25 protein-coding genes are annotated in these 24,758 nt (G+C 54.4%); 14 read left to right on the forward strand and 11 right to left on the reverse strand.

Annotation, left to right across the window (positions count from 1 at the left end):
- Positions 1-50 precede the first annotated feature (50 nt).
- The 3 genes from FD744_RS02865 to FD744_RS02875 are packed head-to-tail and all read left to right on the forward strand — an operon-like array spanning position 51 to position 1,348.
- Positions 51-320 carry a hypothetical protein gene (locus tag FD744_RS02865; RefSeq protein ID WP_034827286.1) on the forward strand — a complete coding sequence of 90 codons (270 nt, stop codon included), beginning with the start codon at positions 51-53 and terminating at the stop codon, positions 318-320.
- Between the two features lie 9 nt (positions 321-329).
- A complete protein-coding gene (locus FD744_RS02870; protein ID WP_038647128.1) occupies positions 330-767 on the forward strand; it encodes a PTS sugar transporter subunit IIA in 438 nt (145 codons plus the stop codon).
- On the forward strand, positions 764-1,348 hold the full coding sequence (locus tag FD744_RS02875) for an ATP-binding protein (RefSeq protein ID WP_160867244.1): 585 nt from the start codon (positions 764-766) through the stop codon (positions 1,346-1,348). Before FD744_RS02870 ends, FD744_RS02875 begins: the two co-directional genes overlap by 4 nt.
- A 112-nt stretch (positions 1,349-1,460) precedes the next feature.
- Here FD744_RS02875 and FD744_RS02880 read toward each other — a convergent pair whose 3' ends face one another.
- The 4 genes from FD744_RS02880 to FD744_RS02895 all read right to left on the reverse strand — a co-directional run bounded on the left by FD744_RS02880 (position 1,461) and on the right by FD744_RS02895 (position 5,923).
- Positions 1,461-2,258 (reverse strand): histidine phosphatase family protein, encoded by a 798-nt coding sequence (locus FD744_RS02880; RefSeq protein ID WP_052127498.1) that lies wholly within the window; start codon positions 2,256-2,258, stop codon positions 1,461-1,463.
- A gap of 25 nt (positions 2,259-2,283) precedes the next feature.
- The gene (locus FD744_RS02885; protein ID WP_052127497.1) at positions 2,284-3,585 is read right to left on the reverse strand and encodes an OprD family outer membrane porin; all 1,302 of its coding nucleotides are present in this window, start codon (positions 3,583-3,585) and stop codon (positions 2,284-2,286) included.
- A 504-nt stretch (positions 3,586-4,089) separates the two neighbouring features.
- Positions 4,090-4,947, reverse strand: coding sequence for an NAD(P)-dependent oxidoreductase (locus FD744_RS02890; protein WP_160867451.1), 858 nt, complete (start codon positions 4,945-4,947; stop codon positions 4,090-4,092).
- A gap of 85 nt (positions 4,948-5,032) precedes the next feature.
- Complete coding sequence (locus tag FD744_RS02895; protein ID WP_160867245.1) at positions 5,033-5,923, reverse strand: LysR family transcriptional regulator; 891 nt, start codon at positions 5,921-5,923, stop codon at positions 5,033-5,035.
- Between the two features lie 113 nt (positions 5,924-6,036).
- Here FD744_RS02895 and FD744_RS02900 point away from each other — a divergent pair, with 113 nt between their 5' ends.
- From FD744_RS02900 to FD744_RS02930, 7 genes are all read left to right on the forward strand, one after another.
- Positions 6,037-7,182 carry a serine hydrolase gene (locus tag FD744_RS02900; protein WP_160867246.1) on the forward strand — a complete coding sequence of 382 codons (1,146 nt, stop codon included), beginning with the start codon at positions 6,037-6,039 and terminating at the stop codon, positions 7,180-7,182.
- On the forward strand, positions 7,179-8,348 hold the full coding sequence (locus FD744_RS02905) for an MFS transporter (protein WP_160867247.1): 1,170 nt from the start codon (positions 7,179-7,181) through the stop codon (positions 8,346-8,348). The genes FD744_RS02900 and FD744_RS02905 overlap by 4 nt, the downstream gene beginning before the upstream one ends.
- 95 nt (positions 8,349-8,443) lie before the next feature.
- Positions 8,444-9,238 (forward strand): SDR family NAD(P)-dependent oxidoreductase, encoded by a 795-nt coding sequence (locus FD744_RS02910; protein WP_034827267.1) that lies wholly within the window; start codon positions 8,444-8,446, stop codon positions 9,236-9,238.
- 198 nt (positions 9,239-9,436) lie between these two features.
- Positions 9,437-9,787: a hypothetical protein gene (locus tag FD744_RS02915; protein WP_160867248.1), complete on the forward strand. Its 351-nt coding sequence runs from the start codon at positions 9,437-9,439 to the stop codon at positions 9,785-9,787.
- A 49-nt stretch (positions 9,788-9,836) separates the two neighbouring features.
- Positions 9,837-11,837, forward strand: coding sequence for a protein-disulfide reductase DsbD (locus FD744_RS02920; RefSeq protein ID WP_160867249.1), 2,001 nt, complete (start codon positions 9,837-9,839; stop codon positions 11,835-11,837).
- The gene (locus FD744_RS02925; protein ID WP_045814387.1) at positions 11,837-12,559 is read left to right on the forward strand and encodes a DsbA family protein; all 723 of its coding nucleotides are present in this window, start codon (positions 11,837-11,839) and stop codon (positions 12,557-12,559) included. Before FD744_RS02920 ends, FD744_RS02925 begins: the two co-directional genes overlap by 1 nt.
- Positions 12,556-13,059 (forward strand): protein disulfide oxidoreductase, encoded by a 504-nt coding sequence (locus FD744_RS02930; protein WP_058959969.1) that lies wholly within the window; start codon positions 12,556-12,558, stop codon positions 13,057-13,059. Before FD744_RS02925 ends, FD744_RS02930 begins: the two co-directional genes overlap by 4 nt.
- A 265-nt stretch (positions 13,060-13,324) precedes the next feature.
- Here the strand turns inward: FD744_RS02930 and FD744_RS02935 are convergent, their stop codons facing one another.
- Positions 13,325-13,654, reverse strand: coding sequence for a cupin domain-containing protein (locus FD744_RS02935; protein WP_160867250.1), 330 nt, complete (start codon positions 13,652-13,654; stop codon positions 13,325-13,327).
- A 128-nt stretch (positions 13,655-13,782) separates the two neighbouring features.
- Here FD744_RS02935 and FD744_RS02940 point away from each other — a divergent pair, with 128 nt between their 5' ends.
- Positions 13,783-14,418, forward strand: coding sequence for an RpiB/LacA/LacB family sugar-phosphate isomerase (locus FD744_RS02940; RefSeq protein ID WP_058959968.1), 636 nt, complete (start codon positions 13,783-13,785; stop codon positions 14,416-14,418).
- Between the two features lie 106 nt (positions 14,419-14,524).
- Here the strand turns inward: FD744_RS02940 and FD744_RS02945 are convergent, their stop codons facing one another.
- The 6 genes from FD744_RS02945 to FD744_RS02970 form a co-directional block, all read right to left on the reverse strand.
- Complete coding sequence (locus tag FD744_RS02945) at positions 14,525-15,262, reverse strand: ABC transporter ATP-binding protein (RefSeq protein ID WP_034827432.1); 738 nt, start codon at positions 15,260-15,262, stop codon at positions 14,525-14,527.
- An 18-nt stretch (positions 15,263-15,280) separates the two neighbouring features.
- Positions 15,281-16,147, reverse strand: a complete 867-nt coding sequence (locus FD744_RS02950; protein ID WP_160867251.1) for an ABC transporter ATP-binding protein — start codon at positions 16,145-16,147, stop codon at positions 15,281-15,283.
- Positions 16,119-17,024: an ABC transporter permease gene (locus FD744_RS02955; RefSeq protein ID WP_058959967.1), complete on the reverse strand. Its 906-nt coding sequence runs from the start codon at positions 17,022-17,024 to the stop codon at positions 16,119-16,121. Before FD744_RS02955 ends, FD744_RS02950 begins: the two co-directional genes overlap by 29 nt.
- Positions 17,021-18,046: an ABC transporter permease gene (locus FD744_RS02960; RefSeq protein WP_034827253.1), complete on the reverse strand. Its 1,026-nt coding sequence runs from the start codon at positions 18,044-18,046 to the stop codon at positions 17,021-17,023. The genes FD744_RS02955 and FD744_RS02960 overlap by 4 nt, the downstream gene beginning before the upstream one ends.
- On the reverse strand, positions 18,043-19,569 hold the full coding sequence (locus FD744_RS02965) for an ABC transporter substrate-binding protein (RefSeq protein ID WP_373424354.1): 1,527 nt from the start codon (positions 19,567-19,569) through the stop codon (positions 18,043-18,045). The genes FD744_RS02960 and FD744_RS02965 overlap by 4 nt, the downstream gene beginning before the upstream one ends.
- 165 nt (positions 19,570-19,734) lie before the next feature.
- Positions 19,735-20,916: a mandelate racemase family protein gene (locus FD744_RS02970; protein ID WP_202403383.1), complete on the reverse strand. Its 1,182-nt coding sequence runs from the start codon at positions 20,914-20,916 to the stop codon at positions 19,735-19,737.
- A 299-nt stretch (positions 20,917-21,215) separates the two neighbouring features.
- Between FD744_RS02970 and FD744_RS02975 the strand changes: the two genes are divergently transcribed.
- The 3 genes from FD744_RS02975 (at position 21,216) to FD744_RS02985 (ending at position 24,175) form a co-directional block, all read left to right on the forward strand.
- The gene (locus FD744_RS02975; protein WP_160867254.1) at positions 21,216-22,331 is read left to right on the forward strand and encodes an ABC transporter substrate-binding protein; all 1,116 of its coding nucleotides are present in this window, start codon (positions 21,216-21,218) and stop codon (positions 22,329-22,331) included.
- 132 nt (positions 22,332-22,463) lie between these two features.
- Positions 22,464-22,886, forward strand: coding sequence for a DUF2231 domain-containing protein (locus tag FD744_RS02980; RefSeq protein ID WP_160867255.1), 423 nt, complete (start codon positions 22,464-22,466; stop codon positions 22,884-22,886).
- Positions 22,883-24,175 carry a sorbosone dehydrogenase family protein gene (locus FD744_RS02985; RefSeq protein ID WP_160867256.1) on the forward strand — a complete coding sequence of 431 codons (1,293 nt, stop codon included), beginning with the start codon at positions 22,883-22,885 and terminating at the stop codon, positions 24,173-24,175. Before FD744_RS02980 ends, FD744_RS02985 begins: the two co-directional genes overlap by 4 nt.
- Positions 24,176-24,758 lie beyond the last annotated feature (583 nt).

A 24,758-nucleotide genomic window follows, 5' to 3' on the forward strand; every position in this document is an offset into this window, starting at 1 on the left:
TGACGTAATAAACCTGAGGTGCCCTGGCGCCATTCGGGGCAGGAGACGCTATGTTTGGATTCTTGAAAAAGGGCTCAGAAAATAAGAGCCAGGATTCACAAGAAATAGATCTTCAGGCAGAAACCATCAGTGGAAAAATTAGCGAGCTGGAACAACAGCTCGCTGTTAATCCACAGGCAGTTGATACGCAGAAACAATTAATGCTGGAATATAATCGTGCATTAAATATCTTTGCGAAAAGCCGTCGTTTTCGTCAGGAAATTGATCCGCTGTTCGTTAAAATTGATGAACTGCGTAATACCATCCGCAAATCAATTTAAGGAGGCAGTATGAGTATTAAGCGACTGCTGCAAGAAGCGAATGCGATTCAGGTGGGAATCAGCGCCACGGACTGGCGCGAAGTGATCGCGCTGGCCGCACAACCGTTGGTAAGCGGTGGATATGTGAAGGATTCCTATCCGGAGGCGGTGATAGCCAATACCCTGACGCACGGCGCTTATTATGTGTTTGAGGAAGGGATAGCCATTCCGCATGCGCGTCCAGAGACCGGCGTGCTGAAAGATTGCTTCAGCATGATTGTGCTGGATGAGCCGATCTCTTTTGAAGGGAGTGACAAAGCCGATATCGTGATCATGTTCGGCGCGCGCGACAGCAATGCGCACATCGAAGAGGGCATTCGCGCAATTGTCTCGTTACTGGAAGATGAAGAGACGCTGGTGCGGTTACGCCAGGCCAGCAGTGTGGCGGAGGTGATAGAAATCCTATGACTTCTCACACTGCAGAAAAGGTGGTGGTGCTGGTCAACGGCATCCCCGCGTCGGGGAAAAGCACCCTGACACGCGCCATGGCGGAGCAGTTTGGTTTTCCAGTGCTGACGCTGGACAGCCTGAAAGAACCGTTTATGGCCAGTTTCGCGCCGGTGGACCGACTGCGTAACCGGCAGTTGGGGTGCGCGGCCTATCAGGCGATCTGGAAGGTGGTCGGACAGGCTCCCAACTGCTGCGTTTACCTGATTGACGCCTGGTTTGGTTTCCAGCCCAAAGAAGTGCTGCAGCAAGGATTGCAGCAGGCAGGCATCACCCGGGTGCTGGAGCTGTGGCTTTCCATCACACCGGACGAAGCGGTCGCGCGCTATCAGTCACGATTGACCGATCGCATGCCAGGCCATCCAGGTGCCGAGTACCTGCCGGAACTGCGAAAGCTGGCGGAAACGGCGCAGCCGATGGCGCTCGGACCGGTGCTGCAACTTGATGCGGCCGACCCGGATGAAGCGGCCGCGTGTGCCTGGTTGCAGCGTCAGCTGCGGCTGCCGGTGAGTGCTCAGCCCGCTTTATCCGTATCCGGTTGAAAGAAGTCCGCCAGCAAAGTGCTGAACTAACGATCTTCAGCAAGCTGGCGGCATATTTCTCTTGGTGAGCAGTCATTGCCGTTTTGGTAGCAATGACTGTTAATTCTCTTTGTTATTGTTTACCTTTTTCAACATAGCGCATATCTCCTACCTTACTGACGCTGAATTTCCCGTTGAGATAGGTGATTTTAGTGACGCTTGCATTATCAAGTTGTTGACGGAGTTGCTCGTCAGGTGCCCATCCTTTCAACATTGTCAGGATTGCCATTCCGTGAGAAACCACTAACACGTTGCCACCTCCACTAGCACTGACTTTTTCGGCAATTGCGCTCAGTTCTGACTTCATTCGGGTGCGTACCTGAGCGGCGGTTTCTGTTTGACCACCGGAATCAGTGGCTGCCAGGGTGTCCATCATTTGGTCAAGATTGATCTCATTTTTAGCCAATCCCTGTAACATGGGTTTAAAGCCTTCGTATCCCAGACTTTTCGCTACTGGCCCCCACGTGACTGACTCAAGTGTGCCTTCATAAGGTCCAAAACAGGTTTCGCGCAGCAACGAGGTTTCGATGACCGGTTTTACTTGCCCTGCTGCAGCTAACACTAATTTGGCCGTTTCACGGGCGCGTCCAGAATCGCTGGAATAGACTGCAGCAAATGGCACATCTTTGATCCCTTTACCCAACTGAATGGCAACCTTCACGCCCTCGGCAGTGAGGGGTGTATCAGACCAACCCTGCATGCGATGTGCGGTGTTAAACATGGTCTTGCCATGACGCGTGACATAGAAGGTCACTTCTTTTGTCTGGCTGAGATTGGGGAGGGGACTACTCTTAGTTGCCTGTTCAGCCTTTAAGGGTGAAACAAATAACGCTGTTGTTAATGCCAGTAATACCATAGCCTGCTTTTTCATCATTAATTCCTTATCAGTGAGTGCGTCAGAAAATATTAAATTTATAATCAATGCGGAATTCATATGCCATGAGGCTACTTTTCTTTATAACGCCGTTACTATTTGTAATGGGTGTGGTGCCAGTATGTTGAAAGGTGCGGCCCGGCCCAACTAAAGTAGAAATGGACAGGTTTTTAAGTGCCGGTGAAGACGGTTTCCACAATGTGTAAATATTAAACTCACCCTCACTTACTTTTTCTCCCTTGTGGCTTAACCATCCATAATGGGTGTTTATCCCCACAAGGAAGTCTGGAGTTAATTGATATCCGAGGTCGAATGAGAAAACTTTCTCCTTATCGCGCATATAGTCCAATCCCGCATACGCCATTGAATTAAACGTACCTCTCGAGTTTTTGGTCATATGTCGAGGGAATTGTCCTATTCCATCAGTCTTATGTGCCTGTGTATACGCCAAAGCCGGCTTCACCGTCCAACTGCCGTGTTTCCATGTCATGTCGATGGCATAATGGTTGGCAGTAGAGTCAAAGTCTTTTTTATTGGTACTCATGCTCCTGTAACGGTTGAGCGCATTTGTGGTGTACATCTGCACGCCATAGGATAATTTCTCATCCTGTGTCAGAGTAAGCTCTAATCCATTACGCATTAGATAATTCTGACTTTCACCATAAAGATACAATAACGACAATTCATCTGATTTAAACTGCAGGTCACCGGTGTAAATCGACGTTATTTCTTTACCTTCATTGGTGGTGAAATGCACTTTGTCAGGTGAATCACGATTAGAGGATTTGTCGACATAAGCCACACGCATCCGGTAAGCGTTCCAGCTTAAGTCACCACTTACGCCTTGATAGGTATTGGGCGCAGCTCGCATTGATGTGGTCAGCACACCGAGTTTCATAAGCTTCCAGCCGGCGTAGAGATTGCTATCAATGTTGGAGTCGGAAAATTTTACTTTGCCATAAAACTGTCCAAACTTATTGAAACCACGCGCCTCACCTTTATCATTGTAGAGGATGCCTCTTGACGAAAAATTATCCGACGCAGCTAATTTAATGACCCCATAGTACGAACCATCAATCCCAATGAGGTCATTTAAGTAACCTGATTTATAGTCGAGTGAAAAACCTTGCCCCCATGCTTCATGTACAATTCGTTTACCCGTCTCACCCTCGCTGACATATTTTAGGTTGTTATGGATGCCTAATGTTAGAGAACTATCCTTGACTAAGGTCGATTCTTTAAAATTAATGGCGGCTTCCGATGTGGAAGTGAAAATTACAAAAATCAAAGATAAAAAGCAACACCCTGGTACTTTCATATTCATACCATTTCCTTTCCTTCATCTCTAGTAAATGCAAAATGATCTTATTGATTTTAAAAATAAAAAACCCGAAATGATATTGCGCTGATTTAACAGAGCGTTCTCATTTCGGGTTTTGCCCGCCTTAACGGTAACAATCCACATGAGTGAATATACTTATTCTGTCCATGAAGGGAACGATCTTTAAGTGATTTTGACAGGCATTTTTCAGTGGTGAGATGTGAATCTCATTTTAGGAAAACAAATAGAAATAAATCTGGTAAAAGACAGGTGGCTAGAAATATTAATTTTAATGAACGAATTGAATGTATTTATGACGCTAATTTAATGTTAGAGGAATTTTCTGGATAACATTTTCTTTGTTTTTGATGGTATGAATATACCGAGCTGAGCAAGTCGTTCTGTACCCTTTCAATAGGCGAGGGACGTTTACTGGCGGCCCATAGTTTTAATACATTTCGATGGCTGGCTTAATTACTCAAGACTTCTGCGGCTGCAAGTGAGTGCTCAGCCAGCTTTATCCGCATCCGGTTGAAAGAAGTCCGCCAGTATGGCGCTGAACTGTTGATCGTGTTGGCGATCGTCAGCCAGCTGGCGGCAGATTTCCCCTAAAGCCCGATAGAGTTGATCGGTGGCCAATTCGCCCTGATTGAGCGTGGCAATCTCATCCATCTCAGCCGCCCAGCGCCAGGCTTTTGGCAGCATATCCGGGGCGGCTTTTTCCATTCGTTTCAGCAGGGCCTGCTGGCTCTCCTGCATCTCTTCACGTAACGCTTCGGCGGCACCCACGCGGCTGGCATTAATCAGCATCGCCGAGGTCAGCAGGGTAATGCCTTTGTTGATACCGGCGTACGCCATCTTCAATGCTGAAGCGGCGCCGTTTTCAGCGTTCATCACCCGTATCCGCAATCCATAATCACTTAACTGCGCCAGTTTTCCGGCATGGGGTCCTGCAAACCATAAGCGTGGTCCGGTGGGATTTTGCTCGCCCGGCGGCAAGCCAATAATCGCTGCATCAGCAAAGGGTGTGCCGGTGCTTTCGATCAACTGAGCCACCTGCTTTAGCGTCTCCGGACTGATGGCGTTGCAATCTACATACAGCGGTTTATGTGCGGCAGCTTGCAGAAGCGGGGCCATCTGCTGCGCCCAGCTGAGTGCCGATTCGGGCGGCAGGATTGAAAGGATAATATCGGCCTCGCAAATCGCCTCTGCGCTGCAGTTGGCAATATTGGCTTGTTGTGCACGCTGTTGAGATTGGGCGGAGCGTTGGCTTAGCGGGGTAATCACCTGCGCCCCGTGCTGGGCAAGCACAGCCCCGATGGCCGCGCCCATAGCGCCCGGTGCGGCGATAGCAATAGTCGTCATCACGATAACTCCTTCAGGCATCAAGTTCTCAGTATGGAACGTGTTAAAAGGATCGTGTGCAGGGAAGTGCAAGCAAATACAACCGTTAACCCGGCGAAAAGACGCGCGTGCTGAGAAAATCAATTAACGCGCGGACTTTGGGTGAAGGATGTTTACTGGCGGGCCACAGCAGATGAAACACATTGCGGTGACAGGCGTAATCGCTAAGGATTTCGACCAGTGTGCCTTGCGCGAGGGCTTCCCGCACTGAGAAATCAGGCAGCATAGCAATCCCTAAACCTCGCTTCGCAAAACAGACGCGCGTCTCGATGTTGTTGCACACCATGCTGCAGGGCAAAGCCAGCTCATGTTCATCTTCATAACCGCGGAGTACCCAACGTTCCAGCTTGCCGGTGGTGTTGAAGCGATAATGCAGGCAGGCATGATGTTGCAAATCTTCCGGCATCTGCGGCGTGCCGTGACGCGCCAGGTAATCGGGTGACGCGACGGCAAGCGAGTAGGCATAACCCAACTTGCGCGCCGAAAGACGAGAATCCGTCGGCGGGCCGCCACGCATGACCGCGTCATAGCCTTCGGCAATCACATCCACCAGGCGATCGCTAAAATCGAGATCCAGCTGAATATCAGGATAGGCCGCCATAAAATCACCCAGCGCCGGCAAAATCAGTGAGCTAACAATTGGCAGACTGAGTTTTAATCGCCCGGTCGGACGCTGTGCGGCCTGCGATAATTCGCTTTCGGCTGCTTCTATCTCGGCAAGAATACGCCTGCTACGCTCCAAAAACAGCGTGCCTTCAGCGGTGAGGGTGATGCTACGCGTACTGCGATGAAACAGCCTTACACCCAACCGGTCCTCCAGACGGGCGATACTTTTCCCGACCGCCGACGCCGTAATCCCCAGATGTCGTCCCGCCGCCACAAAACTGCGTGTTTCCGCCACCTGAACGAACACCATAAATCCATTAAGGCTGTCCATCTTGACCCCTTATTCAGGACAAAAATGTCCGGTGAGTCTTGAAATGTACCCTACTTTTTCCGTAATCGGGAAGTGGCTACCTTAATCGGACTTATGACTCAGGAGCGAGAACGATGCAAAAGATCCTTAAGCAGGTGATGCAAACGGCACTGGATGAACAGCGTCTGGTGGGGATAGAAGTCATGGTGAAGCGCGATGGCGAAACCCTGTTCCATCAGGCAGCTGGCTATGCCGATCGCGAAAGCCAACGACTGATGAGCGTGGGCGAGCGTTTTCGCCTCGCCTCCGTCAGCAAGCCAATAGTCAGTACTGCGGCGATGATGCTGGTCGCAGCGGGAAGGCTGTCACTGGATAGCGATATCACGCGCTGGCTGCCAACGTTTAAACCGCTGCAGCCTGACGGCAGCCGGGCGCTGATCACGTTGCGTCAACTGCTAAGTCACAGCGCCGGTCTTAGCTATCGCTTCCTTGAAGCCACACCCGATGGACCCTATGCGCGGGCGGGTGTCTCGGATGGTATGGATGCGACCCCATTATCCCTGCAGGAGAACCTTCAGAGACTGAGTACGGTTCCCTTGTTGTTCACTCCGGGAACAGCGTGGTGCTATTCACTGGCGATGGATGTTGTGGGGGCGATCATTGAACAGGTCCAGCAGCAGCCATTGCCTGAAGCCATACGTTCTCTGGTCACCGGGCCACTGGGGATGAAACAGACGGGCTTCTCACTGTCAGCCGATCAATCTGTTGCAACCGCTTATGTCAGCGACACGCCGCGTCCACATATCCTGAGCGAAGGAGAGGTGGTTGCACCGTTTGAAGGGACGGTGGGTATCCCGTATAGCCCTGCTCGTGTATACGATCCACAGGCGTTTCCGTCCGGCGGCGCAGGCATGGTTGGAACGGTCAGTGATCTCATGACGCTGCTGGAATTGCTGCGCAGCGGAGGCGGTACTCTACTGGCGCCAGAGTGGATTGCAGAGATGGCCCGGGATCAAGTCAGCGAGCACGTCTTGCCGGATATGCCCGGGGTCGGGTTTGGACTGGGCTTCTCGGTATTGCGCGATCCGCTGCTGGCAGACTCACCTGAATCTATTGGTACCTGGCGCTGGGGTGGCGCTTACGGTCATGCGTGGTTTGTCGATCCACAACAGGCACTGAGTGTGGTGGCCTTTACCAACACGCTTTATGAAGGCATGTCCGGACAATTTGTTAATGACCTGCGCGATGCTGTTTACCAGGCATTACAGGGGGCCCAATGAGTGCACGTTTACCGTTAGTGCCTCTGTTCACGCTCAGTCTGGCGGCGTTTGTCACCATCGTTACCGAAGCCTTGCCCGCCGGATTACTGGTACCCATGGCTCAAGATTTACAGGTATCAGTGGCTGCTGCGGGCCAGAGTGTGTCGACTTTTGCGATAGGCTCCCTCCTGGCTGCCATACCGCTGATGGCCTTGTTGCGGGGCATACCACGACGTCGTCTGCTGCTCTTCGCGCTGGCAGGATTCACCGCCGCCAACGCGGCAACCGCGCTAGTGAGCCACTATTCATTGATGCTAGTGGCTCGGATTCTGGCCGGTATGGCAGCGGGTCTGCTATGGGCGCTATTGGCGGGTTACGCCACCGCCATGGTACCGCCTGAGCAGAAGGGCAAAGCCATCGCCATGGCGATGGCCGGCACGCCCCTGGCGCTGGCGTTTGGCGTGCCGCTGGGAACCCTGGTGGGCAACGTAATTGGCTGGCGCCTGAGTTTTGCCGCACTGAGTGGTTTATCGCTGCTGCTGATGCTGATATTGCGGCTGACTGCGCCACAGCAGCCAGCAGACCCGGCGCAGCAGCGTTTGCCTTTGCGCCAGGTGTTAATACTACCCGGTGTGGCCAGAGTGCTGATGCTGGTGCTCTGTGTGGTGCTGGCGCACAACATCCTCTACACCTTTATCGTGCCATTTTTACAACCTGCCGGGCTGGCCCCCTGCGCTGACGCGATATTGCTGATGTTTGGTATCAGTTCGCTGATCAGCATTGTTATCACAGGCTGGTGGGTGGACCGCTACTTACAGCCGATGTTGTTGATCAGCATTCTGTTGTTTATGGCTGCCGCGCTGCTGCTGCAACTGTTTTCCACCTCGGCAATGGCAATCGGGTTAGCGGTCATGTTGTGGGGATTGGCGTTTGGCGGAGCGGCCACACTGTTCCAAACCGCGATGGTGGAGCATGCCGGTAATGCGGTGGATGTTGCGCAATCGATGTTGGTCACGGTTTGGAATCTGGCGATTGCCGGCGGCGGAATCCTCGGGGGTACGTTATTGCATAGCGTCGGCGTCAGCGGTTTTGCCCCGGCACTTTTATTACTGCTGACGGTGGCGCTGTGGACGATTTGGCGGGGAAGAAAACGGGCCGCAAGCGCTTATGGTCATCCCGGATCGTGATAATAACCGCATGATTTGATAAGGCATATTTCATACGCTCAACCAGGCTTGATGGATGTTCTGCATGATATTGCGCATCCATAAAGGAGATCTGTATGAAAATTGATTTGCACGGTAAAACCGCATTAGTCACTGCCTCAACGGGCGGCATTGGCTTCGCCATCGCTCAGGGATTGGCTGAGAGTGGGGCCGAAGTGGTGCTTAACGGTCGCAGTGAAGCCTCGGTAAGCCGCGCGCGTGAGAAGCTGAATGGATTGGTGGCGGGGGCCAAAATTCATACTTTTATCGCCGATCTGGGTAGCGCGCAGGGCGTGAAGCAGTTGCTTAACGGGTTACCTCCCATCGATATTCTGGTCAACAATGCGGGGATTTATGGTCCGCAGGACTTTTACGCCACCGATGATGAAACCTGGGAAGCGTACTGGCAGACCAATGTGATGTCGGGCGTACGTCTGTCTCGCGCTTTGTTGCCGGAGATGGTGAAACGCGGTTGGGGGCGTGTGGTGTTTATCTCTTCTGAATCGGCGCGCAATATCCCCGCGGATATGGTGCATTACGGTGTGACCAAAACCGCGCAACTCTCCCTGGCGCGTGGGCTGGCGAAAGTGGCGGCAGGGAGCGGCGTGACGGTAAACAGTGTGCTGCCTGGCCCTACGATCTCCGATGGCTTTGCCGCGATGATGGAAGACGAGGTAAAACGTACCGGAAAATCGTTAGAGGTGCTGGCAAAAGAGTTTGTGATGGCACAGCGGCCGAGCTCGGTGATTCAGCGCGCGGCAACGGTCGATGAAGTTGCCAATATGGTGGTATACGTCTGTTCACAACAGGCATCAGCTACCTCCGGCGCGGCGTTGCGCGTTGATGGCGGTGTGGTGGATGATATTGTTTAACCATTTGATGGTAAGCACAAAACCGTAGCGGCGTGATTTATCGCGCCTTCTGACAGCTATCAAACTGCCAGAAAGCATAAATCATTGCGTTGCTACGCTATCGACATGCAAAACACCAAGACAAAAGTTTACACAGCAAAGCTTGGTGTTTCTGCGGCATGTGCATAAAATGCCCGCACTTTACTCTGGGGCGATGGCATGACCAAATCAGCACAACGCGCAAAATGGATTCTGGCACTGCTTTGTCTGGTGCTGGCGTTCTGTCTCGCCCAGCGTAGCTTTAATCTGCCGAGTGCCCCTCAGGCGCAGATCAGCGCCTCGTCGTTCAGCGATCATGAAACGTTCGGTGGCGAAAAACTCTGCTCCATCAGCGGAAAATCACTGCACGCGGCTGCCCCGATTATCGACAGCGTCATGCCGTTTTTATTGATGGTCGTGGCTCTGCTTACCACGCTATGCCTGTCCAATGCGGTTAGCGGCTATCGTCGCGAACCCCTCTTTCCGCCGATACAGCGGCGGCATCTGACCTTCTGTGTCTTCCGGGAATAACACCACGCTGTCCATCGCGTAAACCTTGTTATTCACCGGAGAAAAATGAATGAATCTCTTTATCAGGAGCCTGTTGCTCCTGTTGGTCAGCTGCACGAGTATTGTGCACGCTGCCGACACAGGCTGGCTGCGTAATGCACAAAACAGCCATGCAGAAGTGCGCTTACGCAGCGCAAACAATGGCGCCGATGCGCAAATATTGCTGGATATCCGCCTGGAAAAGGGTTGGAAAACCTACTGGCGGTCGCCGGGCGAAGGCGGCGTGGCCCCTGAAATTCGCTGGCAAACGCCTGATGTCAATGCCACGTGGTATTGGCCAGCACCTGCTCGTTTTGACGTGAGCGGACTTACCACCCAAGGCTATAAAGGCGATATCACGCTGCCGATAACGTTGGCGAAGGTGTCAGATAAACACCTCGCCGGCACGCTCACGCTGTCGACCTGTAGCGATGTCTGCATTCTGACCGATTTCCCTTTCACGCTGGATCTCGACCAGCAGGCTGACCCCGATTTTGCCCGCGATTACGCCCAGGCGATGGGGCAGATCCCCGCTGAAAGCGGTTTGACCGATCAACTGGACGTCAGCAACGTCAATGGCGAACTCCAAATACGCGTTCAGCGTCAGGGTGGATGGACTAAACCTGAGCTGTTCTTCGACTATCCACAAGGCAGCATGCTGGCTGCACCGCAGATCACGGTGAAGGGCGACATACTCAGCGCTCGGGTCGCGGTCACCGATGAGTGGGGCGAAGCTGCACCCGATTTGCGCGGTAAAACCTTGTCGCTGGTGGTCGTTGACGCGGGTATTGCCCAGCAAAGTTCGGTGATTATCGGCGCTCAGCCCCTTGTCTCCGACAGCACATCACAAACCCTATGGTCGGTGATATTGCTGGCGCTGTTGGGCGGATTGATCCTTAACCTGATGCCATGTGTGCTGCCGGTGCTGGCCATAAAACTCAGCGGTCTGGTGCAGCAACAAGGCCAATCGCGGCGTCAGACCAGGCAGCAGTTTCTTGCCTCCAGCGCTGGGATCCTGTTTTCGTTCCTGCTGCTCGCGGCGTTGATGACCGGCCTGCGGCTAAGCGGGCAGGCGCTGGGCTGGGGCATCCAGTTCCAGAGCAGTGGTTTCCTGCTATTGATGGTACTGGTGATGTTCCTGTTCACCGCCAGTCTGTTCGATTTGCTGCATTTCCGTTTACCTTCCGGCCTTAATACTCGACTGGCAACGCAGGGCGGTAGCGGGCTGCTGGGGCATTTTGGTCAGGGGGCTTTTGCTACGTTACTGGCGACGCCATGCAGCGCGCCGTTTCTCGGAACCGCAGTGGCCTATGCGCTTACCGCACCGCTGCCGCAGCTGTGGCTGCTGTTTGCGGCACTCGGTATCGGTATGAGCTTGCCATGGCTGTTGGTGGCGGCATTGCCAGGTTTGGCGCGCTGTCTGCCGCGTCCGGGGCGCTGGATGATTCATCTGCGTACTCTGCTTGGTCTGTTAATGCTGCTCGCCACCTTCTGGCTGGTCACGCTGTTGATCCCGCATTGGGGTAGCACCGTTGCCACGGTACTGGGTGGCGTATTGCTGCTGGTGCTCTGTGGCTGGTTAATTCAGCGTCGGGCGCTGCAACAAGCCGGTGTGGTATTTATCACTCTGACGTTGGTGGGGGCGGTATTCCTCATGACGCGCATTGAGCCAGAGGAGGAAACGCTCTACTGGCAGCCGCTGACCGAAGCGGCAATCAATCAGGCGCTGGAGCAAGATAAGCGCGTGTTTGTCGATGTCACCGCCGATTGGTGCATTACCTGCAAGGTGAATAAATCCCGCGTGCTGAATCAACCTGACGTGCGCGCCGCGCTGAAAGCCGACGATGTGGTGCTGCTGCGCGGTGACTGGACCCAGCCCGATCCGGCGATCGGTGAATTCCTGCGTAAACGCGACCGTGTCGCCATCCCTTTTAACCAAATTTATGGCCCGGCACTGCCGCATGGCCACATTTTGTCACCGTTGCTGAGTCGTGAAGCGGTGATTTCTACTCTCTATGAGGCCAAAAAATGATGAAAAAATCCCTGTTACTGTCCCTGATGTTTCTGACTCTGCCTGCGCTGGCGGCGGCACCCTTTACACCTGAACAAGAGGCACGCATCAAACAGCTGATTCGAGAAACGCTGGTGCAGAATCCGGCGATTCTGGCCGAAGCAGCGGATGCCTTTGATAAAGAAGCGGCGAAACAGCAGCAGAGCGTTGTCGCGCAGATGGTGAAGAAAAACCACGATGCCTTGTTCAACGATGCGGGTTCACCACGCATCGGCGCTGAAAAACCCGCGCTGACGCTGGTGTACTTCACTGACTACAACTGCGTGTTCTGTAAGAAATTCGATGCGGATATTGAGAAGCTGCTGAAAACCTATCCACAGGTGGCGGTGGTATTAAAACCGCTGCCGTATCGTGCCGAAACCTCTTTGACATCCGCGCGTCTGGCGTTAACGGTTTGGGAACAGCAACCTAAAAACTTCCTGAAACTCCACGAGCGGTTGATGGCGAAAAAGGGCAACCACGACGAAGCGAGCATTGCCGCGGCGCTGGATAAAACCGGTATCAAGCTGAAAGAACCTAGTAAAGCCAGCCTCGACACCATCAATGAGAATCTGACGCTGGCGCAGCAGTTAGGGGTTCAGGGCACACCTGCTACGCTGGTGGGCAATGAGCTGATCAGCGGCGCGGTGCCTTATGCGCAACTGGAAGCGGCAGTGAAGGGCGCGTTGCAGGCGAAGCCATGATGCGTCTCAAGCGCTGGCTGCGTGAAGCAGCAGTGCTGGTGCTGATCGCCGCGGCGATAATTTGGGGCATGGATTGGCTGCGCGCGCCGCAGCTGCCAGCCGATCTGGCACAAAAGCCGCTAACGACGCTGCAAGGCGAAGTCAATCTGGCCACATTAAGCCAGGACAAGCCGGTGCTGGTGTATGTGTGGGCCACCTGGTGTGGGGTGTGCAAACTTACCACGCCAACGGTGGCTGCACTGAGCCAGAACGGTACGCAGGTGGTGACTGTGGCGCTGCGATCGGGTGATGACCCGCGTGTCGCGACCTGGCTGGAGAAGAAAGGTCTGCGCGGTCCGGCGGTGAACGATGAGAACGGTGCAGTGAGTCAACGCTGGGACATCAGCGTGACACCGACCTTTATCGTATTGCAGCAGGGCAAAGTGGTGAGCACCACCACCGGCTGGAGCAGCAGTTGGGGACTGAAATTGCGGCTCTGGTGGGCGGAAAAATTTAGCTAGCGCGTAAGTGAATGTCAGATCGCGCTAAACAGCGTATTGACTGACAGATAGGGTTACTGCTTAGCCAGGCTGTCACTTCTCGAAGTGGCAGCTTTTTTCGTGCTAAGGCAAACGAATGTCGTGAAGGCACCGCGTTAGCGGCGCGAGGACCGCCAGCCCCAAAGCGGCCCAAGACTGCGTTCACGCTGATCGTTTAACAGACAAGCGTCAATCCAGCAGGAACGCATGCACTATCCAGAGATGCAACTGCATGTGTATCCGCTATCTACCGCGCTCCGAGGAAATCCTCACGCTGCGGTGTAAAGGTATCCAGCAGGGTACCCGCTTCCAGACAAACGCAGCCGTGCACCACATTGGGCGCTTTGTACAACGTGTCTCCGGCGCCGACCTCCTGCGTAACCCCATCAATCGTAAAAGCAAAACGGCCCGACAGCACATAGGTTAGTTGCTCATGCGGATGATGATGCAACGGTCCAACCGCATCCTTCTCAAAGGTCACTTCGACCGCCATCATCCGTCCCCCGTGGGCCATGACTCGCCTCTTCACGCCGTTACCGAGGTCTTCCTGAGTGGTTGCGCTTTTATAAATAAACATGGGTTCTCCTCACCAGTGACTTCATTAATGTGTGAAGTAACTCACACCAAAAGGGACATTTCAGGGCTGCATTTTAGCGCACCTTGATTAAAATGAAACAGTGTTTCAATTTAATTTGAGGATGGATCATGAAAATCGCTTTGATGATGGAAAATAGCCAGGCCGCTAAGAACGCAACCGTATGGAAAGAACTGCAAAACGTCGCGCAACCGCTCGGCCATCAGGTATTTAACGTCGGCATGAGCGACGAGCAGGATCACCATCTGACTTATATTCACCTCGGCATCATGGCCAGCGTCCTGCTGAACAGCAAAGCGGTGGACTTTGTGGTCGCCGGTTGTGGCACCGGACAGGGCGCCTTGGTATCGCTCAACCTGCATCCTGGCGTGGTGTGTGGCTACTGTATCGATCCTGCTGATGCCTATCTGTTTGCCCAAATTAATAATGGCAATGCGCTTTCGCTGCCGTTCGCCAAAGGTTTTGGCTGGGGTGCCGAGCTAAATCTGCGCTTTATCTTCGAGAAAGCCTTCACCGGCGAGAAAGGCCTGGGCTATCCGCCAGAGCGCAAAGAGCCGCAGGTGCGCAATGCGGGCATTCTCAATGAAGTCAAAGCCGCGCTGATGAAAGACAATTACCTCGATTCACTGCGCGCGCTGGACCCTGAGTTGGTAAAAACCGCAGTGAGCGGGGCGCGTTTGCAGGAGTGCCTGTTCGAACACGGACAGAATCAGGATATCGTGCGATACGTGCGTGAATTGCTGTAATGCGCTGCTGTTAAGCGGATCTTGCTACTCAAATCAGGTGCGCACCTTTGCGCACCTGACCAGAACTCACCTCAGCGCCATCCCCGTTAATGGCAACCCGTACCGTTTAAGCCCGACTCGACTCCACCAACATCTGTGTATACGCCACCTGCGCGCGATTCCCCACCAATGCATCGACATCCAGCGTCTCCAGCATTTTCCCGTGCTGCATGACGGCAACCCGATGGCACAGATGCGCCACCACACCGAGATCGTGTGTCACCATTAAATAAGTAAGATTCTCCTGCTGCTGTAAATCACTCAACAGGTTCAGGATCTCCGCCTGTACCGACACATCCAGCGCCGAGGTTGGCTCATCCAGTAACAGCACGCGCGGTTCGAGGATCAACGCACGTGCAATGGCCACACGCTGGCGCTGACCGCCAGACAGTTGATGCGGATAGCGAGTTTGCCAGGCTCGGTTGAGGCCCACTTTTTCCAGCATGGTCATCACGCGTTCGGAACGTTGTCCGATACCGTGAATATGCAGCGGCTCTTCCAGAATGTCGCCAATAGTATGGCGCGGATGCAACGAGCCATAAGGATCCTGGAACACCATCTGCACCTGGCGGCAGAGGGCACGATCAATGCGATGCTCCAGTTTTCGTCCTGCAATGGCGAGATCTCCATCCCAATGGGTAAACAGCCCGGCAAGACATTTCAGCACCGTGGTTTTCCCCGATCCAGACTCGCCGACCAGACCAAAAATTTCTCCTTCACGCACCGACAAATTGACGTCATATAGCACCTGATTGCGCTGCTCGTCCTCGCCAAAGCTGAGGTTAAGGTGACTCACACGGATCATCTCGTTCATGCTCACTCCTTAAGGTTGTAACCAGCTGGCCTGGCGCTGTAGCACTGGCAACCGAGAACGGCGCGCATCCATATCCGGCAGCGCGGCCAGTAATCCCTGGGTATAAGGATGCTGGGCGTGGTCGAGTTGATCGGCAGACAGCGATTCGACCACGCGACCGGCATACATCACCAATACGCGATCGCAAAAGCGCCGCACCAGATTGAGGTCGTGACTGATAAAGATCAGGCCCAGTCCGCGCTGTTGCACCAGTTCATCCAGCAGCGTCAATACCTGCAAGCGAACGGAAACATCCAGCGCCGAGGTCGGTTCATCGGCGATCAGCAGTTCCGGGTCGGTAATCAGCATCATGGCGATCATCACACGCTGACCTTGTCCGCCGGAGATCTCATGTGGGTAGCACTGATAGACGCGCTGAGGATCGCGGATCTGCACCACCTCCAGCATCTCCAGCGCCCGCTGGCGTGCCACCTCACGCTGCCCCGGATGGTGACTGCGCCAGGCTTCGGCAATTTGTTCACCCACGCGTACCACGGGATTCAGTGAGTATTTCGGGTCCTGCATGATCATCGCAATACGTTTGCCGCGCACGGCACGCATTTGTGCAGGAGAAGCCCGCAGCAGATCGACATCAGCAAACTGCATGCGCTGGGCGGTGACTTGCGCGCTGCGCGGATGCAGTTGCAACAGCGCGCGGCCCACCGTGGATTTACCTGAGCCTGATTCGCCAACGATGGCCAGTTTCTCTTTGCCTAACTGAAAAGAGATGCCGCGCACTGCTGGGGTAATCTGGCGTCCGTTAACGAAGTTAACCTGAAGATCCTGCACGTCGAGCAGGGGAGCAGCGCTATTCGCTGCGGGGATCGAGGATGTCACGTAAGCCATCTCCTAAAAAGTTAAACGCCAGACTGTTGATCAGAATCGCTAACCCAGGCACGGTGACCACCCACCAGCACTCCAGCATATACGTGCGGCCACTGGCGATCATCGCACCCCATTCCGGGTCGGGTGGCTGCGCGCCTAAACCGAGGAAACCCAGACCTGCCGCGGTCAAAATGATGCCCGCCATATTCATGGTGATGCGGATGATCACCGAAGGCAGACACAGCGGCACAATATGCTTCCACAAAATACGCAGAGACGAGGCACCTTGCAGGCGCACGGCAGAGACAAAGTCTGCCTGCCGCAGCGACAACGCTTCCGCGCGTGCCAGTCGAGCAATCGGCGGCCAGGCGGTGAGGGTAATCGCCATCACCACATGTTCCAGGCCGGGGCCAAGCGCCGCGACAAACGCCAGCGCCAGCACCAGGCTCGGGAATGAGATGAAGATATCGGTGACGCGCATTAATACGCTGTCCACTTTGCCGCCAAAGTAGCCGGCGGTGACGCCCAACAGCAGGCCTAATGGCCCGACGGTGATCGACACCAGCATGACGATATACAAGGTAATGCGCGCGCCCCACACTAAGCGGCTGAAGATGTCGCGTCCAAACTCATCGGTGCCAAACCAGTGCTGCGCGTTCGGCGGCGTGAGTGCGTTATTCAAATCCTGAATCAAGGGGTGGTAGGGGGCGATCCACGGCGCAAACAGCGCCACGATCAGCAACAGTAAAATGATGCCGCCGCCGATGGCCGTGAGAGGGTTACAAGCCATTTGCCACAGGAAATGGCCGATTCGCGAAAGCGTACGACGATAGCGCGCCACACGTTCGCGCGTGCTGCTGGCATGAAGCAGATCGAGAGAGGCAGTCATACTTTGGTCCTCGGATCGAATACCTGATAAAGCAGGTCAGAGAGCAGGTTAAGCAGCACGAAAATCAGGCCGACCACCAATACGCAGCCCATCACCGCATTCATATCGCCGAGCATCAAACTGCCGGTGAGGTAAGAGCCAAAGCCAGGCCAGGAGAACACGGTTTCAATCAGCACCGCGCCTTCGAGCAGGGATCCGTACGCCAGTGCTACCACCGTCAGCAACTGCACCAGAATGTTGCGGAATGCGTGTTGCCAGATCACCTGCCACTCGGTCAGGCCTTTCACTCGCGCAGTCAAAATGAACTCCTGCGACAGCTGCGCCAGCATAAAGCTGCGCGTCATGCGACTGATGTAGGCCAGTGAGTGGAAACCCAACAGCGAAGCGGGCAGGATCAGATGATTAAGTGCGTTGTTAAACACCGTGATATTGCCCGCCAGCAGCGCATCCACTAGCAGCAGGCCAGTGCGACGCGGCACAATGCCATCCAGACTGAAATCGACCCGACCGGCACCGCCGACCCAACCCAAATGCGCGTAGAACAGCAGTAAACCGATCATGCCGACCCAGAAGATTGGCGTGGAGTAACCGGCCAGACTGATAATGCGCACCAGATAATCCACCAGACTGTTGCGGCGTGCCGCAGCCCAGACGCCCAGCGGTACGCCGAGTCCGGTGCCAAGTACAATCGCCAGCGTGGCGAGTTCAAGGGTGGCCGGGAACACGCGCAGGATATCGTTAATCACCGGCTGTCCGGTGAGCAGCGCCAGCCCAAGATTGCCGTGCAGCAAGCCTTGCAGGTAAATCCAGAACTGCATCCACAGCGGTTTATCAAAGCCTAACTGGTGATAAACCTGCTGGTAAGTGGCGTGGTCGGCATCCGGTCCAACAATCGCCAGTACCGGATCGAGCGGCATCACGCGGCCAATAAAAAAGGTCAGCAGCAACAGGCCGAACAGCGTGATGGCGACCTGCAATGCGCGGCTACGCACTCGACGCCAGTGGCGTTTGGTTAAGGTCATTGGACACCTCCGGCCAGGCTGTCTGGCGTTTTCCACACATCACGCAGAAAGGTGGTGGCAGAAGGATGCGGCACATAATCCTGCACGCGATTATTCACCACCACTGAATCCGTCATCTGCGAAATCGGCATCAGCGCCGGGATCAACTGGTCGTAACGCTGCTGAATCGCAAAATAATCCTGCTGCTGTTTGGTGCTATCTCGTTCCAGCAGCGCCTGATCGATCATCTGATTAAGCTGAGCATCGTAGAAGCCGGTGCGCCAGCCCTGGAAGTTGGTAAGTCGGGCGCTGTCGGCGTTATTCGGGTTGTACACCAGCGATCGCAAACTGGAGTGCGGATGCGGTTCAACACCACTGCCGCCACGCCCCACCAGTAAATTGAACTGACGTTCGCGCATTGCGCCATAAATCTGGTTGCCAGTGCCGGTGATGATTTTGGCGCGAATGCCTGCCTGCATCAGCGTGGATTGAATGGCGATAGCGATGTTCAGGAACGGTTGATCGGCCAGCACACGCAAGGTGGTGTCGAAGCCATTGGGGTAGCCCGCTGCGGCCAGCAACGCTTTGGCTCGCGGCACATCAAGACGATAGCCGGGATCGGGCAGTGTTTCAGGCATACCAGACTGGATCGGACGCTGATGCAGGGTGCCATAACCGGCCATCAGCGTTTTATTGATGCCTTGATAATCGACTAAGTAGCGCACGGCTTCGCGCACCTGCGGATTGGCGAAGTGGCCATCCTTCATGCTCATCGCCAGGTAATAAAGGGTGCCTTTCTGCACCGCATCAATGGTGAGATCCGGATCGTGGCGCAGCGCCTGCACATCAGGAATGGCCATGTTACTGGCAATGTCGATATCGCCTTTCTCCATCATCAAGCGCAAGGTTTGTGACTCCTGCAAATGCCGAAACACCACGCGGGTTAACCTGGGAGCGCCACGCCAGTAATTTTCATCCCTGCTCATGCGCAATACATCTTTGGCCTGCCAGACATCAAGACGGAACGGGCCGGAACCGGCTTCGTGCGTGGTCAACCAGCGGTTGCCCCAGTCATCGTTCACCGCGTTGGCCTGTACAGTTTTACTGTCCAGCACCACCATGCTGCCGAGTGCTGCCAGGGAGTAGATCACCAGTTGCGGATCGTTAGGCTTAGGCAGCTGGATTACCACCGTGCGGGCATCGGGGGCAGTGATCATCTGATCCACGTTGTCTTTACTGAAGCCATAGGATTTCCACACTGACGCCTGGGCCAGATTGAGATGCAACACCCTGCGCATCGACCAAATCACGTCTTCGCTGGTGAGCGGGTTACCGGAATGGAAATGCACGCCTTCGCGCAGATGGAAAGTGAGTTGGCGATGATCGGCGCTGATCTCCCAACGTTCCGCCAGAGCAGGGCGCACGTGGGTGAGCTGGCGCGGATCCAACTCGACGAGCCCATCATAAAGATTGACCACAATTCCCACCACTTCATTGCCGGTCATGGCAGCGGGATCGAGCGTCAATAGGTTGTTCATGTTCATGCCCACGATCAGCTGGTCGTCTGGCGTGGCGGCCAGCAGCGACGGGCTACCCGTGAGCAGCAGCAGCGTGGCACACCACGCTCTGCAATAACGAGAAAAGTTCATAAGCAAAGTCCAGCAGGTCAGAGGTTTATAGTTGTTTGCCGTACTGCTTGTGTTCGAGGCTTACCAGCGATTAACCGTATGCGTTTCAATCCAGCTGAAATTGATGTCCTCCCCAAGTCCAGGCCGGGTAGGCAGGTGAACAAAGCCCTGATCGTCCATCGGATCGACCAGGCTATTGAGGTAGGCCGGCGGCTGTTCATAATCGAGGAAAGGGTGCAACAACCCCCGTTCGTACCAACGGCAGTTACGAATGGCACCCACCACCGCGATGCTGGCCGCGCCGTTGCCGTGCACTTCACAATCCATGCCGAAGGCTTCTGCCAGGCTGGCCACTTTCAGGGTGGCAGAGATGCCACCGACGCCGTTGGCTCCGGCACGCAGGATGTCACAGGCACCTGCACGTACCCAGTCGGCACGACTGTGGTGTTTGCCGCCGAGGCTTTCCGGCCCAAGCACGTCAATGCTGAGATTTTCCGCCAGCCAGGCGTAAGAGGCCATACTCTCCTCTTCCATCGGTTCTTCAAACCAGGCGAAGTTAAGCTTCTCCAGCGCTTTACCTATGGTGAGTGCCTCGCTGCGACTGTACCAGTGGTAGCCGTCCAGCATCAGGGCGATATCCGGACCTACCGCTTCGCGTACCGCGGCACAGGCTTTGATATCCATTGAGGTGCTGGGGGCGAAAGAAACCGGCGGCATCCAGGTATGCAGTTTTATGGCTTGATAACCGCGTGCTACCAACTTCTCGGCAAACTGGGCGTACTCGTCCGGCGTTGAGAGTCCACCCTCCAACTCATCGCCGCACATGGTGCTGCCGTAAGCGGGAATTTTTTCACGGTAACCGCCCAGCAGCTTATGCACCGGTTGCTTAAGCTTGCGGCCAATCAGATCCCACATGGCTTGTTCGACAGCGGAGAGTGCGCGCTCAGTGAGTTGGTGCGCGCTGCCACGCTGCCAGTGCACCAAATCCTGCCACAAGCGTTCACGATCAAAGGCGTTTTGCCCGATCAGCACCTTACGGAAGAAGGCGTTGACCACATGCGGCCGTATGACTTCGGCTGGTGCGAAAGCATATCCGCAATCGCCGTCTTCGCTGGTCAGCGTGAGCAGCGCCATTTGCGCATCGGTTTCTGCACCAGGGTGCGAGTGGCCCGCGCTATCTGATACGCGGCGCGTAGGGTAGGTAAAGAGAGTGACATCAATGGCGCTGATCTTCACGGTAAGACCTCCAGACAGGATTTCCATGCTCAGGGCGAGCGTTAAATTAAAAATAAAACAGCGTTTCAATTCGTAATTTAGCGTTCACAATTTGTTTACGCATTAGGTGAAGTGCGGGAAGAGAAGGTCATTACCTGGGCAGTTGCATGGTGTGCTGTGAGCACTTTCACGAAAGAAGGTCGTTTTGTGAGCGGCTACACAGTAAGAAAAGCGGCAATGGGATGTAAAAAAATGTGTCTCAGGGGCTTTTCATTTCGCGTCTGCCAGGTAATAGTGACGCCGCGAAATTTTAATAATAATCATTATCATTTGTATGGGTAGACATAATGAAAAAATGGCTGTTAGCGCTGGGGTTACTGGCTGTGGCGGATTCCGCTTCGGCAAAAATCATCACTGACATTGCAGGACGTCAGGTTGAAGTTAAAGAGGAATCGAAACGCATTATTTTGGGCGAAGGGCGCCAGATGTATCTGCTGGCGGCTTTCGATACCGCCGCGCCTTTCCATCGCGTAGTGGGCTGGCGTGATGATTTCCATAAAGCCGACTACGACGGCTACATGGCGTACGAGAAAAAATATCCTGAGATCAAAAATCTGCCGACCTTTGGTGGGGCGAAAGACGGCACCTTCAACGTTGAGCAGGCGCTGACGTTAAAGCCGGACCTGGTGCTGATGAACCTCGAATCAAAAGCCGCCACGGATGAAGGCAAGTTGATTGAGAAGTTGCAGGCGGTTGGCGTTCCGGTGGTGTTTATCGACTTCCGCGAGAAGCCGATGGAGCACGCCGAGAAGAGCATCCGCATCATGGGCGAACTGGTCAATAACCCGCAGCGTGCTGAAGAAATTGTGGCTTTCCGCCGCGCGCAGATCGAAAAGGTGACCGATCGCCTGAAAAACTTCACCGGCACACGTCCAAAAGTTATGATTGATCGTGCAGGCGGCTACACCGATGAATGCTGCATGTCGTTTGGTAATGAGAACTTTGGTCAGATGGTCGAAATCTCCGGCGGGAGCAATATCGCTAAAGATCTGATCCCTGGCACCTTCGGTACCCTGAACCCAGAGCAAATCATTGCCAGCCGTCCGGATGTGGTGGTAGTGACCGGTGCCAACTGGAAGAACTACAACACCGTGGGCAAATGGGTGGGCGTTGGCCCTGGCGCAGACACCAAAGAAGCCACGGCACGTCTGAAGTTGCTGATGATGCGCGATGCGTTTAAAACCCTGCCAGTTGCCCACAACGGCAATGCACACGCCATCTGGCATCAGTTCTACGATAGCCCATATCAGTTTGTCGCGATTCAGGCGATGGCCAAGTGGCTGCATCCGGATCTGTTCAAAGATATCGATCCTGACGCCACCTTCCGTGAGTTCCATGAGAAGTTTCTGCCACTGCCTTATCAGCCGGGTTACTGGGTGACACTGCCTGCGGATAAGTCATAACCTTTAGGCTTTTTGCGGTAATCGCGCGCATTACTCTTCATCTTTACTAATATTTTACAGGCGGTTGGCTGCGATTTCGGGGAAGCGAAACGCAGCCATCGCCTGAATAATAAACGTAATAGGGAGAGTGAAATGTTGTATACCTCGGGACGTTCAGCGTTTGCGATGGGGCTTTACGCTCTGCTGGAACCGCTACCGCTGGGCTTTTTTGTTGCGGCCTGGCTTTTCGATATCATCTATCTGCAAACCTTCGTCATCATGTGGACCAAATCAGCCAGTTGGTTGATTGCTATCGGTCTGGTGCTCGCCATCCTGCCAAGATTAATCAGTCTTGTTTACTTATTCCGCGGACCTTATCCCAGTGAAAAGACCCATTTCTGGCTGTCACTACTGGCCATCGTCGTGGCTATCGCAAATGCCTTTATTCACAGTCGTGATGCGTATGCCGTGGTACCGCTAGGGGTAACGCTATCGACTCTGGTGGTGGCACTGCTGTTGCTCGCCAACGTGCAGTTAGCGCTGCGTGGACGCACCACAGCAGGAGGTCGCGCATGAAACAGATTCTGAGTGCAGTGACCCTCGCCATGCTTCTCAGCGCTTGTGATGATGGCGCACTTATCGATCCGCAAAAACAGATTGGCCCCAATCCTGAACTCCCCCAGGCGCAAAACTTCTTTGTACCGCCGATGCAGGTGCCGGAGGGTATCCCCTGGAAAGCCGGTGAAATGCCAAAAGTGGCGGAGGGGCTGAAGATTGAAAAGATCGCTGATAACTTACAGCATCCACGTCAGGTGCTGGTGCTGCCGAACAATGATGTGCTGGTGGCCGAATCCAACGGCACACCGAAACCGACAACCGCGCCGAAAGATCTCATTACCGGCATCGTAAAAAATGCTTCGGGCAAAGGCGGGGCCGGTGGCAATCGTATTACACTGTTGCGTAATGTGAACGGCAAGTGGGAGCAGCATCGATTTATCGATAACCTGACCGCGCCGTTTGGCATGCAGCTGGTGGGCAATACGTTGTATGTTGCCAACGCCGATAGCCTGGTGAAATTCCCGTATGAAAACGGACAAACTGAGATTCGTACGCCGCCGGTGGTGGTGACTGAACTGCCCGGCGGGCCGATTAACCATCACTGGACTAAGTCACTGCTGGCCAGCCCCGACGGCAGCAGGCTATATGTCGGGGTAGGGTCAAACAGCAACATTACGGAAAATGGCATTGGTGCCGAATATCGTCGAGCGGCGGTACTCGAAGTCGATGCGGCGAGCGGTGCCAGCCGTATCTATGCCAGTGGGTTGCGCAACCCCACCGGTCTGCAATGGGAACCGCAAACGGGCAAGCTGTGGGCGATCGTTAATGAACGCGACGAGATTGGCTCGGACCTGGTGCCGGATTATATGACCTCGGTGCAGGACAAAGGCTTTTACGGCTGGCCATACAGCTATTATGGCCAACATGTCGATGTGCGGGCGCAGCCTCAGCGGCCTGACTTAGTAGAAAAAGCCATCAAGCCAGATTACGCGCTCAGTTCACACGTGGCACCGCTTGGCTTGCTGTTCTATGGCGCAGATAACATGCCGCAGTATCGCGGAGGGGCATTTATCAGTGAACATGGCAGTTGGAACCGCACGCCGTTGAATGGCTATCAGGTGGTGTGGGTGAAATTCGAAAACGGGAAACCGGTTGGTCAGCCACAGCCGGTGGTGACCGGATTCCTCACCGATGACCAAAAACAGGTACGGGGCTTACCGGTCGGACTGGCGTCAGATCAGCAGGGCGGTGTGCTGATCGCGGATGATGCGGGTAATGCCATTTGGCGTGTTAGCTCCGCCAACTGATTTCTGCAGGCAATAAAAAAGGATTTGGCCATTAAGCCAAATCCTTTTTTTATGTTCGCTAACCGGCTGGTAACCGCGTTGCGAACGGGGTGCTCAGCACTCCTCACAAAGCAAATCATAAAATGTGCGGGAGAATATTTCAAGTTTCGCAAAAATACTGTATGGTTATACAGGTGTTGAGTGGCGAGCGCAGTCTCATTGTTTTCTGATGACTCCCAGGGGCGCGGATTGTCAAATCCCGGCAGGTTTCAGGTGGTGCTGGCCTGTGGCTTCCACAATGAGTGGCGCTCAGCACTCCTCACAGCTGTGCTCAGGCCATCGGCGGGTGGAGTCAAAGCTCCGAAGGCTGAAAAGCGCGCTCCTGTCAGAGGAGAAGGAAAGTGATGGAACTTGTTCGGTTACTCCTGGACCTGGTCCGGGTGATCCTGCAAATCATCGTTGCCCTTTTGCAACTGACCGGTCAGGCACATTGACCGGAACTTGAAGCAAGGCGGAGCTCACCCCTCCGCCTTTTTTCGCAAAGGAAATCAGTTGGGGTTGTGGGGAATAATGAGTGTATGCAATGCATTTGCATTGCCAATGC

The sequence above is a fragment of the Pantoea sp. Taur genome (assembly GCF_009830025.1).
In the GTDB taxonomy this organism is placed as follows: Bacteria; Pseudomonadota; Gammaproteobacteria; order Enterobacterales; family Enterobacteriaceae; genus Pantoea; species Pantoea communis.

Coding starts and splice junctions, on each gene's coding strand:
- FD744_RS02865 (WP_034827286.1), top strand. CDS start 51: ATGTTTGGATTCTTGAAAAAGGGCTCAGAAAATAAGAGCCAGGATTCA.
- FD744_RS02870 (WP_038647128.1), top strand. CDS start 330: ATGAGTATTAAGCGACTGCTGCAAGAAGCGAATGCGATTCAGGTGGGA.
- FD744_RS02875 (WP_160867244.1), top strand. CDS start 764: ATGACTTCTCACACTGCAGAAAAGGTGGTGGTGCTGGTCAACGGCATC.
- FD744_RS02880 (WP_052127498.1), bottom strand. CDS start 2,258: ATGAAAAAGCAGGCTATGGTATTACTGGCATTAACAACAGCGTTATTT.
- FD744_RS02885 (WP_052127497.1), bottom strand. CDS start 3,585: ATGAATATGAAAGTACCAGGGTGTTGCTTTTTATCTTTGATTTTTGTA.
- FD744_RS02890 (WP_160867451.1), bottom strand. CDS start 4,947: ATGACGACTATTGCTATCGCCGCACCGGGCGCTATGGGCGCGGCCATC.
- FD744_RS02895 (WP_160867245.1), bottom strand. CDS start 5,923: ATGGACAGCCTTAATGGATTTATGGTGTTCGTTCAGGTGGCGGAAACA.
- FD744_RS02900 (WP_160867246.1), top strand. CDS start 6,037: ATGCAAAAGATCCTTAAGCAGGTGATGCAAACGGCACTGGATGAACAG.
- FD744_RS02905 (WP_160867247.1), top strand. CDS start 7,179: ATGAGTGCACGTTTACCGTTAGTGCCTCTGTTCACGCTCAGTCTGGCG.
- FD744_RS02910 (WP_034827267.1), top strand. CDS start 8,444: ATGAAAATTGATTTGCACGGTAAAACCGCATTAGTCACTGCCTCAACG.
- FD744_RS02915 (WP_160867248.1), top strand. CDS start 9,437: ATGACCAAATCAGCACAACGCGCAAAATGGATTCTGGCACTGCTTTGT.
- FD744_RS02920 (WP_160867249.1), top strand. CDS start 9,837: ATGAATCTCTTTATCAGGAGCCTGTTGCTCCTGTTGGTCAGCTGCACG.
- FD744_RS02925 (WP_045814387.1), top strand. CDS start 11,837: ATGAAAAAATCCCTGTTACTGTCCCTGATGTTTCTGACTCTGCCTGCG.
- FD744_RS02930 (WP_058959969.1), top strand. CDS start 12,556: ATGATGCGTCTCAAGCGCTGGCTGCGTGAAGCAGCAGTGCTGGTGCTG.
- FD744_RS02935 (WP_160867250.1), bottom strand. CDS start 13,654: ATGTTTATTTATAAAAGCGCAACCACTCAGGAAGACCTCGGTAACGGC.
- FD744_RS02940 (WP_058959968.1), top strand. CDS start 13,783: ATGAAAATCGCTTTGATGATGGAAAATAGCCAGGCCGCTAAGAACGCA.
- FD744_RS02945 (WP_034827432.1), bottom strand. CDS start 15,262: ATGATCCGTGTGAGTCACCTTAACCTCAGCTTTGGCGAGGACGAGCAG.
- FD744_RS02955 (WP_058959967.1), bottom strand. CDS start 17,024: ATGACTGCCTCTCTCGATCTGCTTCATGCCAGCAGCACGCGCGAACGT.
- FD744_RS02960 (WP_034827253.1), bottom strand. CDS start 18,046: ATGACCTTAACCAAACGCCACTGGCGTCGAGTGCGTAGCCGCGCATTG.
- FD744_RS02965 (WP_373424354.1), bottom strand. CDS start 19,569: ATGAACATGAACAACCTATTGACGCTCGATCCCGCTGCCATGACCGGC.
- FD744_RS02970 (WP_202403383.1), bottom strand. CDS start 20,916: ATGGAAATCCTGTCTGGAGGTCTTACCGTGAAGATCAGCGCCATTGAT.
- FD744_RS02975 (WP_160867254.1), top strand. CDS start 21,216: ATGAAAAAATGGCTGTTAGCGCTGGGGTTACTGGCTGTGGCGGATTCC.
- FD744_RS02980 (WP_160867255.1), top strand. CDS start 22,464: ATGTTGTATACCTCGGGACGTTCAGCGTTTGCGATGGGGCTTTACGCT.
- FD744_RS02985 (WP_160867256.1), top strand. CDS start 22,883: ATGAAACAGATTCTGAGTGCAGTGACCCTCGCCATGCTTCTCAGCGCT.